The organism is Sorangium sp. So ce296 (genome assembly GCF_051529605.1).
GTDB lineage: Bacteria > Myxococcota_A > Polyangia > Polyangiales > Polyangiaceae > Sorangium > Sorangium cellulosum_D.
In genome coordinates, this window is sequence record NZ_CP150325.1 from 14,250,770 (window position 1) to 14,268,064 (window position 17,295).

A 17,295-nucleotide genomic window follows, 5' to 3' on the forward strand; every position below is an offset into this window, starting at 1 on the left:
CCTCCGCTACGCGGCCGCCGCCGGCTCATCTGCCGTCGCGTTCGCCGCCGCGCCGCCGCCCACCGCCTCGATCGGCGCCTCCTCCAGCGCCGCCGCGATCACCTGGCTCATGTCCTCGACGAAGATGATCTCCAGCCCAGCCCGCACCTCCGCCGGGATCTCCTCCGCGTCGCGCGCGTTCTTCTGCGGCAGGATCACCCGCGTGATCCCGGCGCGGTGCGCCGCGAGCACCTTGGACTTGATCCCGCCGACCGGCAGCACCCGCCCGCGCAGCGTGCACTCGCCCGTCATCGCCGTGTCCGAGCGCACGCGCCGCCCGGAGAGGAGCGACGTCAGCGCCGTGAACATCGTCACGCCCGCCGACGGCCCGTCCTTGGGCACCCCGCCCGCCGGGACGTGGATGTGCAGGTCCTCCGTCTCGAGCTTCGCCGTGTCGACGCCGAGCTCGCCGGCGTGGCTGCGCACGTAGGTGAGCGCCGCCTTCGCCGACTCCTTCATCACGTCGCCCAGCTGGCCCGTGATCTCGACCCTCCCCTTCCCCGCCATCCGCGACGTCTCGATGAACAGGATGTCCCCGCCCACCGGCGTCCAGGCGAGCCCGGTCGCGACCCCGGGCACGCTCGTCCGCTCCGCGACGTCGCTGAAGAACCGGACCTTGCCCAGGTACTTGCCGAGATCGCTCGCCTCGATCACCACGCGCGGCGCCTTGCCGTCCGCCGCGCGGGCGATCTCCAGCGCGACCGCCCGGCACAGCTTCTTGATCTCGCGGCCGAGCTGCCGCACCCCGGCCTCGCGCGTGTAGTCGCGCACGATCGCCGCGAGCGCCTCGTCCGTGATCGACAGCGATCCCGCATCGATCGCGTGCTCCTTGAGCTGCTTCGGGACGAGGTGCGACCGCGCGATCGCGATCTTCTCGTCCGGCGTGTAGCCGGACAGCTCGATGACCTCGAGCCGGTCCCGGAGCGGCGCGGAGAGCGCGCCGAGGTCGTTCACCGTGCAGAGGAAGACGACCTCCGACAGATCGAACGGCAGCTCCATGTAATGGTCGACGAACGTCCGGTTCTGCTCCGGATCGAGCACCTCCAGGAGCGCCGCCTCGGGCGAGCCGCGGAAGCCCGCGCCGAGCTTGTCGACCTCGTCGAGGAGCACGACCGGGTTCTTCACCTTGGCCTTCTTCAGCGCGTGCACGATGCGCCCGGGCAGCGCGCCGACGTACGTCCGCCGGTGGCCGCGCAGCTCCGCCTCGTCGTGCACGCCGCCGAGCGAGATCCGCACAAACGGCCGGCCGGTGGCGTCGGCGATCGACTGGCCGAGCGAGGTCTTGCCCACGCCGGGCGGGCCCGCGAAGCACAGGATGGTCGCGCGCGCCTTGCCCGTCAGCTTGAGCACCGCCATGTGCTCCAGGATGCGGCGCTTCACGTCGTCGAGGCCGCGGTGATCCTCGTCGAGCTTCGCCTGGACCGCGTCGAGGTCGTCCTTGACGGTCGCCCGCGCGCTCCACGGGAGATCGGCGATCCACTCGAGGTAGGTGCGGATCACGTTGTGCTCGGCGCTCTGCGGGCCGACCGACTCGAGCCGCCGGAGCTCCCGGTCGGCGACCGCGCGCGCCTCCTCGGAGAGGCCGGCCTCGTCGAGGCGCCGGCGGAGGAGCGACAGCTCGTCCTCGCCCTCCTCGCCGCCCGCGAGCTCCTTCTGGATGGCCCGGAGCTGCTCGCGCAGGATCACCTCGCGCTGGCCCTTGCCGAGCTCGCGCCGCACGTCGTTGTCGATCTTCTTCTTCAGGTCCGCGAGCGCGGCCGCCTCGGCGAGCAGGCCGGCGACCCGCTGGAGCCGCGGCACGACGCGCAGCTCGGCGAGCACCTCCATCTCCTTCTCGGTCGGGAGCCCGAGCGCGCCGGCGACCTGATCCGCGAACAGGCCCGGCTCGGCCCGGCTCGCGGCGGCGATCTCGGCGAGGTTCGTCGCGGTCCTCGGGCCGAGCTCGCGGGCGCGCTCGCGCAGCGACGCGGCGAGCAGGCGCGCCTCCTCGGCGTCGCCGGGGAACTCCGGCGCGAGCGCGCCCTCGGCGCGCCAGTACGGCTCGGTCTCGACAAGGGCCGTGAGCGCGAAGCGATCGAGCCCCTCGATCACCAGCCGGTAGCCGTTCGAGACGCGCGTGACGTCGACGACCCGGGCGAACGTGCCGATGTCGTGGAGATCCTCGCGGCGCGGATCCTCGCGCTTGGGGTCGCGCTGCGCGATCACGCCGATCACGTCGCCGGGGTGGACCGCGCCGAGCAACGCCACCGAGCGGGCGCGGCCCACCGGGAGCGTGAGCACGGTGCCCGGGAAGAGCACGCCCGTGCGGAGCGGGAGCAGGGGGAATGGAGAGCGAGGCGCGCTGGCGCCGCTGCGAAGCTGGCTCATGCGAACTCCTGGGGCAGCGAAAGGCTCGCGCCATCCCTGCCGGATCGGATCGGTGGACGGGTCGTTGCGGAGCGCCGCGCCTCCGCCGGGTCAGGGCGGCGCGCGGCGCGCGGATGGGTCGCTCACGTAGACCGCCGCGAGCGACCGCTCGGGCGAGCTCCATGAATCGATGAACGGAAAGTAAATTCGTTCACGCGTCCGTCAACCCGCCCTGCGAGCGAGCGCGGCGGTCAGGTCAGAACGCCTCGACGCCGAGCACGAGGCCGGGCCAGCCGCGCCAGGGGTTCACGGTGTCGACGTCGCCGAGGGCTTTGCTGCCGTACGGGCTGAGCTCGCTCTCCTCCACGGTGGCGCCGTTGGCGACGTTGTAGCTGGGGCCGCCGAAGACCGCGAGCTCCGGGGAGAGGCGGTAGCCGAGGAGCGCGCGCGCCTGCGTCATCCAGGCCGAGAGGTTGCCCGTCGACGGCTCGACGAGGGAGTACCCGAGCACGTCGAGGTCGATGAAGGCGCGCTCGCGGAGATGGAAGCGGCCGCCCAGGCCGAGCGAGAACGCCAGCAGGGGGCGGTCGCCGGCCACGCGGACGCCGACCCCGTAGATGTTGTGGACGTGGACGCTCCCGTGCTTGAGGCCGGCCATCACGATGCCGGACTCCGTGCCCCACACGTCGACGTGGGTGCGGCCGTTGCGGATGAAGTTGAGCAGCCCGAACGAGAACTGCGATGCGTCGGCGTAGTTGACGAGGCCGATCTGCGTCCCCTCCACCTTGCCGGTGGCTACGTTGACGAGCCCGAGCTGCACGTCGGTCGACGCGCCCGCGGCCACGTTGATCAGGCTGAGCTGCGTGTCGGTCCATTGGCCCGCGGCCACGTTGACGAGGCCGAGCTGCACGTCGGTCGCCGCGCCCACGGCGAGGTTGATGGCGCCGAGCTGCACGCCGGTCGCGTCGCTCACGGCGGCGTTGACCACGCCGAGCTGCAGATCGGCCGCGGCGCCCGCGGCGAAGTTGATCGCGCCGAGCTGCGCCCCGTCCACGGCGCCGGCGGCGACGTTGAGCACGCCGCCCTGCGCGCCCGAGACCGGGCCGGCGGCGACGTTGATCGAGCCGACCTGCGCGCCCGAGAGCGACCTCGCGAGGTTGAATCCGGCGGCGATCTGCGCCCCGCGCGCCGGGCCGAGCGCGAGGTTGGCGCCGGCCGCGAGCTGGGTGCCGCACACGAACGACGAGGCGATGTTGACGCCGCCGCCGGCCTCGATGCCCGAGATGCCCGCCGTGTACCCGCCGACGAGGTTGAGCGAGTAGCGGCGGACGACGTTCGTGCCGTCGAACGTCGAGGTGCCGACGAACGGGGCGAAGTCGGCGCCGAGGAAGACGTGCTTCGCGCCGGGGAGCGAGCACCGGGGAGGCTCCGGGGGCGCGGGCCGCGAGGAGCGCGCGGCCTGCGCGGGGCGCGCGGCGCCCGCGGGCGCGGCCTGCCCGCCCGCGGGCGGAGGCGCCGGGGGCGCGGCGGGCTCCGGCTGCGCGGGCGGCGCCTCGGGGGCGCGCTTGCCGAACGACGCCGCGAGCTCCGCGGCCTCGTCCCGGACCAGGTTGCCCGCGAGCAGGGCGATCGCCTCGGCGGCGCGATCGGGATCCCCGGGGAGGTCGATGGTGCGCTCGATGCGGCGGCCGTCCGCGGCGCTGTAGCTCAGCGTGACGCGGCCGTCGGGCTCGCCGCGGAGCACCAGCGTGGGGCGCCCGGCGGCCGCCGCGCGGGCCAGCGTCACGCCGGCGCCGAGCTCGCGCTCGACGGCGGCGCGCACCGCGTCGGGATCGAGCGTCCACGGCGCGCCGTCGACGACGAGATCGACGCCGGCGGCGCGCGGCTCCTCGGCGAGGGCGCGCGCGGGAGGCGCAGCGGCCGCGGCGAAGGCGCCCGCGGCCGCGAGGGCGCGCAGGAGGGCGACGCCCGCGCGGAGGCCCGCGCCGCGCGCGGACATCGTCCGATCGCGGCGCGGCGAGCCCCGCGGCGGCGCGGGCGGAGGAGCGATGTGGGGTGTGTTCATCGACCGTGCTGTGCCCGCTCGCGGCGCGTTCGTTCACGCGCGCGACGCTCGCGCTCACTCGTCCGCGCTGCGCATCGCCTCGAGCAGCGAGCGCGACTCGGCCTGGCGGTAGCCGCCGAAGGAGCCCTGCGCAAACGGCTCGAGCGCCCGCTGCGCCTCGTCCTTGCGGCCGAGGCGAACGAGGCAGAGGGCGCGGTTGTACTGGGCCTCGACGGCGAAGCGGCCGCGCGGGGCGGCCGCGAGGTAAGCGTCCCAGGCCGAGAGCGCGGACGCGGGATCGCGCTCGACGAAGTGCGCGCGGTGCGCCGCCTGATAGAGCGCGTCCGCGTCGGGCCCCGGCGGCGGGCGCTGGATGGCCTGGGGATCGACCGCCGACGCGCGCGGCGCGGGGCGCACGGCGCTCGGCGCGGTCCGCGCGGCGCTCGGCGCGACGGGCGGGCGCGCGCGCGGCGCGACCGCGAGCTCCGGCGCGCGCTGCGGCGCGGGGGCGACCGGGGGATCGGCGGTGGGCAGGGACGGCGGCGGCGGGGCGGGCGCGACCGGCGCGGCGCTCGCCTCGGCCTCCGGCGGCGCGGGCGCGTCGGCCTCGGGCTCCGCGATCTCGGGCGCCTCGGGCGCGGGCGCGTCGGCCGCGTGCCGCGGCCCGGAGCGCGCTCGCGGCGGCGGCGCGGGAGGATCCCTCGGCGGCTCGGCCGCGCTCAGGCCGAGCTGGGACGCGATGTCGTGGAAGGCGTCCGGGAACCAGCGCGCGGCCGAGGCCCACGCGGCCGAGCCGACGAGCACGGCGGCCAGCGGGACGACCACGCGGACCGTGGTGAGCCGGCGGGCGCGCTGCGCCTTCAGGCTCCTCATCACGCGGGCGCGCGTCTCGTCGCGGCGGGCGACGGACGCGTCCGCCTCCTCGCGCAGCGCGCGCGCGGCCTCGCGGAGCACGTCGTCCTTCATGGGGTCCTCTCTTCCAGCAGCGTCCGGAGCTTCTGCTTGGCGTGGAACAGCCGCGTGCGCACCGTCGCCTCGGGCACGCCGAGGATCTCGGACACCTCGCGCGCGCTGCGCTCCTCGACCTCGCAGAGCACGAACGTCGCGCGCTGCGCGTCCGGCAGCGCGTCGAGGGCGCGGTTCAGGGCCTGGGCCAGCGCCGCGCGGCCGGCCTCCCGCTCGGGGCTCGGCGCGTCGTCCTCGTCCGGCTCCAGGGCGAGCCGCTCCATGGCGGCGCGGCGGCGCGCGGCGGCGCGGAGGTGGTGGCGGGAGTGGTTGACCGCGATCGCGATGAGGAACGTCTTCAGCGACGAGCCGCCGCGGAACCGCTGCGCGGCCTGCGGCAAGCTGACGAAGACGTCGTGCGCCAGGTCCTCGGCGGCGGCGTCGTCGCCGGTGAGGCGGCGGGCGAACCCGCGCACGGCCGCGTAGTGCTTGTCGTACGCCTCGCCGACCGCCGCGGCGTCCCCGCGCCGCAGCCGCTCGACGAGCGCCTCCTCCTCGTCCTGCGCGCGCTCGGCGCCGCGGGAGAAGAGGAACGGCATCACGAGCGCGATGGCCCTCATCGGCCGCGACCTCTCCGCGGCGCTCGCGGGGTCACCGGGGCCCGCCGCCTCTCCCGGCGGAAAGCCCGCCGCTCGCTCCGTCCCTTCTCGGTCCATCCCTGCGTTGTCATGGTTACATCCGAACGGGCCCAGCGGCGCTGCCCTTTTGACGTCGACGGGCGTCGGGGGGGTCGGGGCGACCTGTGGCACAGGGCTTCGTGCCCGGCGTGGCGGGGATCGTTCATGGGGCGGCGTCGGTTTCGTGCCCGGAGGGGCTCGGAACGTTCAACCCCGGCGGGAGAAATCGACCTCGGCCGGCGAGGTCGACCTCCGGGCGTGTTCCACCTCACTGCGTCGAGGGCTCCGGGCGGGGTGAGCGTCGAGATCGTGCGGAGGCGCGGGAGCGTTGAACGGAGCGCGCGGTGGCGGGCACGCAGCGTCGGGTGGGCAGAGGGCGCCGCGGGACGTGCGGCGCCGCTGCCCTGGGTCCATCGCTGATCAGGAGTGATGACGTATGAGCATGCGCACCGCCTTCGAGTGGGGCCTCGGCCTCTCTTTGTGCTTCGTCTCGACGACGATGATGGGTTGTTACATCAACACCAACGATCGCTGCGACTGGGATGAAGATGAGGAGGGGTGCTTCTGGGACGAAGGCCCCGACGCACCCCACGGGGAGCGCCCGGACCGCGAAGAAGAGGAAGAAGATAATGATGATGGCCACTCGGGCACCGGCGGCGAGGGCGGCGTGAGCACCGGCGGCCAGGGCGGCGCGAGCACCGGCGGCCAGGGCGGCGCGGGCACCGGCGGCCAGGGCGGGAGCTCCTCGGAGAACCCCGGCGCCTGCGAGGCGGACTGCGACTGCCCGAGCGGCAGCGCGTGCGTCGAGGGGGCCTGCAAGACGCCCTGCGCGGCGTCGTGCGATTGCCCCGAGGGCGAGTCCTGCGAGGCCGGCTATTGCGAGCCGCCGCCCGAGCCGGCCATCTCCTGCGAGGCGGACTGCGACTGTCCGAGCGGCAGCGCGTGCGTCGAGGGGACCTGCGCCTGAGGCGCACGGCGTATCCCGGGGGCCTTAGCTCACCGTGACCCGGGTCGCCTCGGCGCTCGCGGGTCGGGTCGCCGCGAGGCTCGCGGTGGGCACGTCGGCGTCCAGCGAAGCGCGCCTGGGCTCGCCCCGCGCCTCCGCCACCGGCGGCGGCGGACGCCAGGATCCCTTGGCGAGCCCCGCGAACGTCCGCGCGAGCTCCTCGACCGTCTGAAGTCTCAGCGCGGGATCCCTCTCCAGCGCGCGCTCGAAGAACCCGTCCAGCTCGACGGGCAGCCCCGGCGCGACCTCGGAGATACGGGGGACCCGGCCCATCGAGAGCAACATCAGGTGCTCTCCCAGGGTCGGCATACGTGTCCGATATCAACTTCAGGGCGACCGGGCGCTCCAGATAGCGATCCAGAGCTTGCCAGATGGTCCCCATGCCGCCTGCCGAGATCCGTCGTTCGGTCCAGTAGCGGCCCGGTGGGACGCAGCGCTGAGGGAATTCGTCACATCGTGGCAAAACCATCGTGGCAGGTTCGCCTCGATCGCGATCGGGCTCGCGCCCCAGGGCGCCGCGCGCGCGCCTCTCCGCCGGCGGCGCCGGCGCCGCGCGAGATTCCGACGCGACGGCCGTACGCCGCGCGACGGCTACGGTGCGTGCAAGACATCGACGTTCAGCACCGACTCGGCGGCCCGGATGCCCTGATAGAGGCTGTCGCACTCGCTGTATCCGGCCACCTGGAGCCCGTAGGCCACGTGCGAGGCGTACATCGGCGCGCCGCTGTCGCCGCCGGTCCCGCAGAACGACCCCCGACCCAGCTTGCGCACGGTCACGCCGCCGTACGTGGCCGTCACCCCGAGCTGGGTGACGTACCCGCAGTCGCTGCGGCCGTAGAAGGCGCCGGTGGTGCAGATGCGCATGCCCAGCACGCTCGTGTTGTCGGATTTGATCGTATACGTCGTGTTGGTCGTCGTGTCCGGCCCGCTCGTGACGTGGACCCACGGCTCCGGATCCCATCCGCCCGGGTTCTTGATCCGCAGGATCGCCATGTCACCGCCCTTGTGCCACTCCCAGTGCCACACGGAGCCGATCACATGGGTGGAGTTGTCCGTGAAGCGGGTCGACCAGTCGTCGGTGTTGCCGGGCGCGCAATGGCCGGCGGTGAACTGGTAGAGCACGTCGTCGACTTTGCTCTTGGCGATGAACGCCCCCGTGCAACCCGCTCCGGAGTTGGTGATCCGGATACCGCCGCGTAGCGGCGGGTCACAATGGGGATAGACGCAGGCGCGCGCCGTGGCGCGGCCGGCGTACGAGCCGAGCGCGAGCACGTCGCCGAGCTCCGCCCTCGCGGCGGCGACCAGGTCGCGCTGGGCTTCGGTCAGCCGGCCCTCGGCTGGTACCTGCAGCTCGACCGCATTGAGATCCGCGCGCAAACCGGCGGTCAGGGTCGCGTCCGCGCCGTCGTTGACCTTCTCGATCCGATCGCCGAGCTGGTCGTTGGCGCGCTCGAGCTCCGCCATGGAGTGGCGCACATCGACGATGTCGTACCCTTCGGTCAGACCGATCTTCCGGGCCGCCTCCCGCACGAAAGCGACCGCGTCGGTGCCGGCCTTGCCCGCCACGCCGACGATGATCCGATCGCCGCGCGCGGCGTCGATCCAGGTGCCGCCGAACTGGTCGCCCAGACCGGCGCTGACCAGCTCTTCGAGCGCTGGCGCGAGCGTCTGCCAGCCGAGCCGCTGCTGCGCTTCGGCGTACGAGATGCCACGCTCGCGGGCAAACCCCGCCACTTCCCAGTCCGTCTCGGCCCGGGTGGCGGAAGACGGAGAGGAAAATCCGTTGGGCGACAGGTGTCCTTCCAAGGCGGAGTCCTCGTGGGAAGGCTCCGCGTCCGGATCGGCCGTCAAGCATCCCGAGAGCAGCGCCGTCACGACAGGGATGGCGAGCCATTGGAGGGACAGCGTGGTCTTTCGATCGCGATCGTACATGTTCATCTCCGTTGTCGATCAAAGGCTCTTTCGGGGAGACGCGGCGTGACTCCGCCGGTGAGCCCAGCCAAGGATCCCGATCACAGGCCGCCGCGCGACACGCGCGTTCGCCGCGGAACAACCGCCTGCCGACATCGGCGATCCTGCGGCGCCCGTCCGAGGTAGCGCCGCACTCCGCTGGTTAGCAACGGGCGTGCCGATGAGCTCGCCGCGAACCGAGGTCGGCCGCCGATGCGCTTCAAGATCACCGCGATGCGCGCGGCGTGGCTCTCGCGCCTGCGCGTCGGGACCGAGGTCGCCGATCACGAGGGCATCCAGGGGCTGAGGAGAGCGCGGTCGACATGTCGACATCATCGACAGCCACGAGATCACGGCGGAATCGGTTCGACCTTGCGGTGCGCTCCCGCCCGGCAGCCGACGCGGTTGCTCGACCCTGGGGCGGCTCGCCGGAGGGGCGAGCCTCCACGCCTGGAGGCCACGGCCTCCAGGCCGCGGCCATCATCCCGGCACCTCGCGCCGCCGGCAGCCTCCGGGGCGCGCGGCGCCGCCGCCCAATTCGCCGTCAGCGCATCGACCTCCCTCGCGAGCCACGACCCGCGCGTTCGGCGTCTGATCCCGAGATCAAGTCGTACGACTTAACACAACTTAACAGCAAGCGGACGGAGTCTGCGGTACTCACCCGGCGGGGGAAAAACACCGGCTCAGGAGAATCCTTATGAGCGAGAAGAGCACCCTGTCGATGGATACCGATGCTCGTCGTCCGTCGCGCGCCGTCTGGCCGCGCGTCGGCGCGGCGCTGTTGCTCCTCGGAACCCTCGGCGGCGCCGCGTGCACCGCCGGCGGCGCCGTCGAGGAGGAGAGCCTCGGCGAGGCGAGCCTGCTCGGATCTTACCATCTGACGAGCACCTATACGGGCAACGTCGGAGACACCCGCGGCTGGCTCATCGAGTGGGAGGTCCCCGAGTTCGTCAACGAGTCCGAGGCCTGGGGCGTGGTGGGCCAGTGGTACTACAACCTGGAGTCCGGCATTTACCACACCCCGGACGGGTGGTTCGTCTACTACTTCGGAGATGACAACGGGGTCACGGGGAATCACTCGAGCTGCAACACCCAGTGGGGCTCGGGGGGCACCTGCGGCGGCTCGCTCAGCGGCCTGCAGCCCGGGGATCAGGTCGTCTTCAAGTACGAGTGGTGCACGTCCGAGCGCGTCGCCGACGTGAACGGCTCGCTGCTCTGCCTCTATGTCGACATGAAGGACGGCGCCGGCTGGCAGTTCCTCGCCCAGGACACGCGCACGACCGTCGAGATGTACGCGCACGACATCGAGCATTTCCGCGACGTGGGCCCGCAGTACGCCGAGCCGCAGATCTCCTGCGACACGCCCATCAAGATGCTGCGCCAGCAGCTGAAGACCACCTCGGGCACCTGGCAGAACATGTCGGGCTCGAGCACCTGGTCGTTCTACAACGAGCCTCCTTACGTCTACCAGAACAAGAACCTCAGCGCGTCGCCGTCGACCTGGGAGTCTTGCTTGCAGTGCAGCAGCCTGCCCGCATGGCAGTCGGGGCAGGTGTATACGCCCGGCACGCTGGTCGCCCAGGGCGGACAGTTCTGGCAGGCGACACAGCAGATCTGGTGGTCGCACCCGGACTGCCCGCCCAGCAGCCCGGCCTCCTGGTGCCCGGCCGAGTGGGCCCGCCTCGGGTCGTGTAACTGATCGCGGATCTCTCCCCACGACGCGCGCCGGAGGGCAACCCTGCTCTCGAGGGTGGATGCGCACACAGCGCATCCACCCCCCTGCGAGCAGGGCACCTAAACCTTGTGCCGCCGGAGGGCGAACGCGACGCCCTCCTGGAGCGTCAAGAACGTCCTTAACCCCGAAAGCGAGACGCCGAGCGCGACCAGCTGCAGCGCCGCCTCCGGGCCGAGGCCGGTCAGCACCGGCTCCGCGCCGAGCAGCCGGACCGCGCCGGCCGTCCGCTCGAGCTCCATCGCCATCGGTTCATCCATCCTCGGCACGCCCGTCACGTCGATGATCGCGGTCCGGGTGCCCCGCGCGACGATCCCCGCGAGCAGCGCCGACCGCATGCCCTCGCCGCGCCGCGCGTCGAACTCCCCCACGAGCGGGACCACGACCGCGCGCCGGGAGATCGGCACGATCGGCGTCGACAGCGCCCTGAGCGCCTCGACCTGCGCCCGGAGCGCGATCTCCCGCTCACGCAGCCGGCTCTCCTCCTCCTGGCGCTGCCGGAGCTCGGTGAGGTGCGCCTCCCGCTCGAGCAGCGCCGCGTGCGCCCTCGCGCGCTCCCGCTGGTGCCGCCACTTCGCGCTCAGCGCCGCGGCCATCTGCCGCACCTCCACCGGCTCGAACGGCTTCTTGAGGACCAGGTACCGGTCCACCTGCGAGAGCCGGCTCGCGATCTCCTTCCAGGACAGGTCGGTGTACGCCGTGCAGAACACCGCCTGCACGTCCGGATCCTCCTCGAAGATCCGGTGGATCGTCTCGACCCCGTCGAGCCCGGGAGGCATCCGGAAGTCCACGAACGCCACCGCGTAGGGCTCCCCGCGCGCCCGCGCCTCGCGCACGAGCTCGACCCCCTCCTCCCCCTGGTACGCCAGCGTGAGCTCGACGTCGAGCTCGACCACCGGGAGCGTCATCGGCGCGTCGAGGTCGCCGAAGAGCTCGGCCTCGTGCTCCTCGAGCGACGACCTCTGGGGCCCGACCTTCAAGATCCGCTGGAAATCGCTGTGGATCGCGGCGTTGTCGTCGACGACCAGGATCCTCGTTCTGTGGAGCACGCTCGCCTTGTTCATCGGTACCTCGGCCCGCGCCGGCCCCCTCGATCCGAGCGAGCCGGCCCTGCCGTGCGCGGAAGATCGCCGCTACGCACCGCCCGGGCGCGCGTCAAGCGAGCGCCTCGGCGCGCCGCTTCCCGCTCCGGGGCGCGGTGGCCGGGAGCTCGAGCGTGAACTTCGCGCCCTGGCCGGGGCCGTCGCTCTCCACGCGGAGGTCCGCGCCGAGCAGGCGGGCCTCCAGCACGCTCGCGTGCAGGCCGAGCCCCGTGCCCTCGGGCCACGTGGTGAACCCCTGCTGGAACAGCCGCGCCAGGTGGTCCGACGCGATGCCCACGCCGGTGTCCTCGACCTCCACCGAGCAGCCACCCCCCTCCCGCGGCGCGCACCGCACGAGCACCCGGCGATCCGGGCCCACCGCGTGGCACACCGCCCGCCGCGCGTTGGTGATGAGGTTCGTGACGATCTGGAGCAGCCGGTGCCGGTCCGTCTCGACCCGCGCCTCGTCCGAGAGCTCGCAGACGACCTCGATGCCGTGGTGCGCGCGCTCGGCGCGGTTCAGCCCGACGCGCAGGGCGTCCTCGACCACCGAGGAGACCATGACCGGCTCGACGATGAGCTTCATCCCGGCGTTGCGCAGCTGATCGGACACGATGTCGCGGATGCGGGCCACGCACTCGCCGAGCTCCGCGAGCTCGCCGGCCGCGGACTCCTGCTCGGCCGCGAGGTGGCGCGCCAGCTCGTCGACGTACTCGATCAGCCGCTGGCCGCGCGGGTCGTCCGAGAGGAACCCGGCGAGGTCGTCCCGGTGCGCCTTCAGGAGCTGCGCGACCTGGCCGAGCCGCGGGACGCGCGAGCCCGCGATCCTCTCCGAGAGCTGCATCCGCAGCACCATGACGCTGTTCAGCGCGTTGCCCACGTTGTGCATGGCGCTGCCCGCGACCTCGGCCATCCCGGCCTTGCGCGCGGCGTCGACGAGCTGCTGCTGCGTGCTCCGGAGCTCGCGCGTGCGCTCCTCCACCATGCGCTCGAGGCTCTCGTAGACGAGCGCGTTGTTGAACGAGACGGCGGCCTGCGCGGCGAGCAGGTGCAGGATCTCGAGCCGCTCGGGCCCGAAGAGCCCCTCGAACAGGTTGTTCTCGAGGTAGATCGCGCCGAGCGCCCGCCCCTTGAACAGCAGCGGCGCGCACAGCATCGACCGGACCTTGCGCGCGCTCACGTACGGGTCGTCCCGCACGGCCGGGTCCTGCGAGGCGTCGGCGTAGATCACGCTCTGCCGCGTGCGCACCGCGAGCCGCACCGCCGAGGCGCAGACCTCGTCGCTCTGGTCCTCGAGCGGGATCGACGGCAGCGCCCTCGACGCCGGCGGGTGCGCCGTGCCCAGCGCCACCAGCGCGAGGTCGTCGCCGCGGACGAGCAGCAGCGCCCCCCGCTCGGCGCCGGCGTTCTCGACGAGCACCTGCACCATGCTGCTGAGCAGCCGCTCGACGACCAGCTCCTCGGAGAGCACGCGCGCCGCCTTGAGCAGCGTCTCGGCGTCGAACACGTCCGCCCGCGCGCCCCGCTCGCGCCCGGGCTTGATCAGCGGGAACTCCTCGGTCAAAAGCGCGATCTTGCGGCCCAGGCCCCAGCGGCCGTAGGCCTGCAGCGCGTCGGTGAGGAAGTCGAGCGCTACGCGCGTCCTGCCGCGCGACATCCAGAAGCGGCCGGCCAGCTCGCACGCGAGCGCCTCGATGTTGACGAACGCGTGCTGCCGGCCCAGCGCGATCGCCTGCTCGTACAGCCTCGCGGCCTCGTCCACCCGGCCGTCGAGCCGCGCCGCCTCCGCCTCGACCAGCGCGTGCTTGTGGGCGAAGTTCGCTGGGCAGCTCTCCGCCCAGCCGCGCAGCCGCTCGCGGCACGCGTCCAGATCGGCCCGGAGCCGCGCCCGGTCCCCCTCCGCCGCCTCGGGCAACAGCGCCGCCAGCGCAAGCGCCCGGTAGAACCGGAGCGCCGCGGTCTGGAACTTCCCCGCGAGGAAGCCGAGGTTCTCCTCCGCCTCGTCCGCCAGCCGCAGCGCCTCCGCGGGCAGGCCGTGCAGGTACAGGCACATCGCCTTGAGGATCTGGTAGTGGCAGAGCGCGTAGCGCGTCTGGTGCGCCTCGCAGTCCTTGAGGTACTGCTCCTCCGTCAGCGCCTCCTCGGCGACCGCGGCCGCGTCGCCCGTCAGGTCCCGCAGCGCCAGCAGCAGGCCGAGGATGCTGTGCGTGGCCACCGTGTGCTTGGTGCGCTTGGCGAAGCGCAGCGACGCGGGCAGCTCGTCGAGCAGCCCGCGCGCGCTCGCGCCGCGGAACAGCGGGTTGAGCAGCAGGTAGATGAGGAAGTAGCCCGCGAACTGGAGATCGCCCGCGTCCAGGCCCGCCCGGTAGCCGTCCCGGAACAGCGCGTCCGTCTCCGACAGCGGACGCACCCACGACTGGATGTTGTTGCCGAGGATGTAGCAGGCGCGGCAGAAGTCGCCCTGCATCCGGAACCGAAGGCCGATGTCGGCGGCCAGCCGGCCGAACGCGTAGCCCTGGTGGTAGTCGCCGTAGAAATGCCCGATCAGCCCGCCGTACATGGCGAAGCCGTACGACGCCTCCGGCGCCAGGCCGTGCTCGAGCGAGATCCGCACGATGCTGCAGCACGCGAAGAAGTTCAGCTTCTCGAGCTTGAGCATGTACAGCGGCGCCATCAGCTCGTTGAGCACGCCCACCGCGAGCCGCTGGCTCTCGTCCGCGATCTCCTCCGCCTCGATCAGCGACGCCGGCGCCCGGCCGCCGAGCAGCTGCTCGACCCGCGCCGCCTCGGCCTCGACCAGCGCGTCGAGCTCCGCCGCGCTCGCGCGCGACGGCAGCGCCACGCCGACCAGCGCCAGCGCCTCCCGCCCGGCCTCCACCGTGTCGGTGAAGCGGCCGCGCATCGTGTACTGCACCATCCGCAGCTTCAGCAGGTCCGCCTTCTCGACCGGCGTCCTGGCGTAGCCGAGCGCCTCGGTGACGAGCGCCTCGGCCGCGTCCATCGCCCCGAGCAGGTACTCCACCTCGGCCAGCTGCCGCAGCAGGGCGAACGCGAGCGCGTAGTGCGACCCGAACGCGCCGGCCGGCAGCAGCCCGCGGCCCGCCTCCAGGTACCGCCGGGCGGCGGCGTACGCGGTCGCCTGCTTGGCGCGCACGGCCGCCTCCAGGTTCAGCTGCGCGATCGCGAGCCGCTCCTCGACGGACTGCACGAGGCCGAGCCCCTCGTCGAGCTGCTCGACGATCTCGAAGATGCGCTCGGAGCGCTCCTCCGGCCCCGCGGCCGCGAGCAGCCGCCGGCCGATCCGCAGGTGGACCGCCTCGCGCTGCGGCCTGTCGATGAGCCCGTAGACGGCCTGCTGCACCCGGTCGTGCAGGAAGCGGTAGCGGCCCGCGGCGGCCTCGCCGGGCGCGCTCGAGGGCTCGCCGACCGGGAGGATGTACTCGTCGCGGATCGCCGGCGCGAGGCGGCGCGCGACCTCCGCCCGGTCGAGGCCGGCGATGACCGCGAGGGTCTCGAGGTCGAACGTGTTCCCGATGCACGCGGCGAGCCTCAGGAGCTCGACCGTCCCGGCGTCGAGGCCGCGCACCCGCCCGCTCATCAGCTCGACGACGTTCTCGGTGAACCCGCGCGCCTCGATCTTCTCGATGTCCCACCGGAAGCGCCGCTCCTCCGGGCAGAAGTACACGAGCCCGTCCGCGTCGAGCGCCTGCAGGAACTGCCGCGCGAAGAACGGGTTCCCCTCCGTCTTGTGCATGACGAGCCAGGCGAGCGGCTCCACCGCCCTCGCGTCCTGCCTCAGGGTGTCGGCCACGAGCCGGGTCAGCGACGCGAACGACAGCGGGAAGAGCTTGATCGTGTTCACCGTCACCGAGGTCGCCTGTACGGACCTCAGCGTCAGGCACAGCGGATGGCTCTCGTTCACCTCGTTGTCGCGGTACGCCCCGACGAGGAGCAAGGGCCCGAGATCCTCGCCGCCGTGGAGCCCCTCGAGCAGCCAGAGCGAGCCGGCGTCGGCCCATTGCAGGTCGTCGAGGAACAGGACGAGCGGCTGCTCGCGGCCGCAGAACGCCTTGAGGACCCCGCGGAACGCCAGCAGGAGGCGGTGTTGCGCCTCGGCAGGGCCGAGCTCGGCCGGCGCGGGCGGGACGTTCCCGGCGCCAAGGACGATCCCGAGCTCGGGCAGCACCTCGACGAGCAGCGACGCGTTCCTCCCGAGGCGCTTCAGCAGCGACTGCCGCGCGGCCTCGACGCGCTCCGCGCTCTCCGCCAGCACCTGCTGGAGCAGGCTCCGGAGCGCCTGGATCACCGCGGAGTACGGGATTCCGCGGTGGAGGCGGTCGAACTTGCCCGAGATGAAATAGCCGTGCTCCCGCGTGAGCGGCTTGTAGATCTCGTGCACGAGCGACGTCTTGCCGATCCCTGAATAGCCCGTGATCATGATCATCTCGCGGCTGCCCGCGAGCGCCCGCTCGAAGATCGACAGGTACTGCTGCGCCTCCGCCTCGCGACCGTAGAGGCGCTGCGGGATGCGGAAGTGACCGGAGACGTCGTGCTCGCCGGGCGGGAACGGGTCGATCCGCCCGGCCTCGCGGAGCGCGCGCTGGCACCGCTCCAGGTCCTTCGACAGCCCCTCTGCGCTCTGGTACCGCTCCTCCGCGTCCTTCGCGAGGAGCTTCATCACGATGGCCGACACGGCCGGAGGGACGGAGTCCTCGGGCAGCGGCGCGGGCGGCCGGGCGAGGTGCGCGTGCATCCACTCGAGCGGCCCCGAGGCGTCGAACGGCAGGCGCCCGGCGAACATCACGTAGAACACGACCCCGAGCGAGTAGAGGTCTGTGCGCCAGTCGAGCGTCCGGTTCATCCGGCCCGTCTGCTCCGGCGACATGTAGGGGAGCCTGCCCTCCTCGACCGTGCTCTGGGCCTGCGGGTGCTCCTTGCGGAGCCGCGTCGAGAACATGAAATGGGTGAGCCGGACCGCGCCTGTCCCGGGGTCGACGAGGAAGCTCTGCGGCTGGATGTGCTTGTGGATCACGCCGCCGCCGTGCACCTCGGCGAGCGCGTCGGCCATGCGCGCCGCCCACGAGAGGAGCTGCGCGATCCGGAGCGGAGCGCCCGCGAGGAGCGCGTCGAGGGGCACGAGCCCCTCGTCCTCGAAGACGAGCACCGGTGTCTCGCCGGAGAGCTCCACCCGCGCGGGGCAGAGCGCGCGCGCGGCGTCGAGAGAACGGGTGATCTCGAATTCATTGAGCAGCGCAGAAGCGGCCGCAGCAGCCGTGTGACGAGGTGAGTCGAGGTGCCCCTTGAGCAGCACGCGGCGCTCGTCGCTCTCGCGCACGGCGCGCACGAGGCTCCACCGCTCATTTGTCGTCTGCACAACCTCTTCGCTTCGATAGCCCACAGCTGCTTGCAAGGCTCTGCTCCGATCTGGCGAGGCGATGACTGCCCTCCAGCAAGGGGCGGATAATAAGCCGCCG

At 72.8% G+C, this 17,295-nt stretch carries 10 protein-coding genes; 2 read left to right on the forward strand and 8 right to left on the reverse strand.

Features of this window, described 5'->3' with window-relative positions; all coding sequences use genetic code 11:
* Positions 1–6: 6 nt before the first annotated feature.
* From lon to WME98_RS52630, 4 genes are all read right to left on the reverse strand, one after another.
* Positions 7–2,406 (reverse strand): endopeptidase La, encoded by a 2,400-nt coding sequence (lon, locus tag WME98_RS52615; RefSeq protein ID WP_437949092.1) that lies wholly within the window; start codon positions 2,404–2,406, stop codon positions 7–9.
* A 235-nt stretch (positions 2,407–2,641) separates the two neighbouring features.
* Positions 2,642–4,450, reverse strand: coding sequence for an LA_2272 family surface repeat-containing protein (locus WME98_RS52620; protein ID WP_437949093.1), 1,809 nt, complete (start codon positions 4,448–4,450; stop codon positions 2,642–2,644).
* 54 nt (positions 4,451–4,504) lie between these two features.
* Positions 4,505–5,395: a hypothetical protein gene (locus tag WME98_RS52625; protein ID WP_437949094.1), complete on the reverse strand. Its 891-nt coding sequence runs from the start codon at positions 5,393–5,395 to the stop codon at positions 4,505–4,507.
* The gene (locus WME98_RS52630; RefSeq protein WP_061623474.1) at positions 5,392–5,994 is read right to left on the reverse strand and encodes an RNA polymerase sigma factor; all 603 of its coding nucleotides are present in this window, start codon (positions 5,992–5,994) and stop codon (positions 5,392–5,394) included. Before WME98_RS52630 ends, WME98_RS52625 begins: the two co-directional genes overlap by 4 nt.
* 493 nt (positions 5,995–6,487) lie before the next feature.
* Here WME98_RS52630 and WME98_RS52635 point away from each other — a divergent pair, with 493 nt between their 5' ends.
* Complete coding sequence (locus tag WME98_RS52635) at positions 6,488–7,018, forward strand: hypothetical protein (protein ID WP_437949095.1); 531 nt, start codon at positions 6,488–6,490, stop codon at positions 7,016–7,018.
* 24 nt (positions 7,019–7,042) lie between these two features.
* Here WME98_RS52635 and WME98_RS52640 read toward each other — a convergent pair whose 3' ends face one another.
* Both WME98_RS52640 and WME98_RS52645 read right to left on the reverse strand, forming a co-directional pair.
* A complete protein-coding gene (locus tag WME98_RS52640) occupies positions 7,043–7,366 on the reverse strand; it encodes a hypothetical protein (protein ID WP_437949096.1) in 324 nt (107 codons plus the stop codon).
* A 282-nt stretch (positions 7,367–7,648) separates the two neighbouring features.
* The gene (locus tag WME98_RS52645; RefSeq protein WP_437949097.1) at positions 7,649–8,989 is read right to left on the reverse strand and encodes a S1 family peptidase; all 1,341 of its coding nucleotides are present in this window, start codon (positions 8,987–8,989) and stop codon (positions 7,649–7,651) included.
* Between the two features lie 715 nt (positions 8,990–9,704).
* Between WME98_RS52645 and WME98_RS52650 the strand changes: the two genes are divergently transcribed.
* On the forward strand, positions 9,705–10,706 hold the full coding sequence (locus WME98_RS52650; RefSeq protein ID WP_061623478.1) for a hypothetical protein: 1,002 nt from the start codon (positions 9,705–9,707) through the stop codon (positions 10,704–10,706).
* Between the two features lie 95 nt (positions 10,707–10,801).
* On the opposite strand, the gene WME98_RS52655 is transcribed toward WME98_RS52650, so the two are convergent.
* Positions 10,802–11,803 (reverse strand): response regulator, encoded by a 1,002-nt coding sequence (locus WME98_RS52655; protein ID WP_061623479.1) that lies wholly within the window; start codon positions 11,801–11,803, stop codon positions 10,802–10,804.
* Between the two features lie 91 nt (positions 11,804–11,894).
* The gene (locus WME98_RS52660) at positions 11,895–17,195 is read right to left on the reverse strand and encodes a trifunctional serine/threonine-protein kinase/ATP-binding protein/sensor histidine kinase (protein ID WP_437949098.1); all 5,301 of its coding nucleotides are present in this window, start codon (positions 17,193–17,195) and stop codon (positions 11,895–11,897) included.
* Positions 17,196–17,295: the final 100 nt, after the last annotated feature.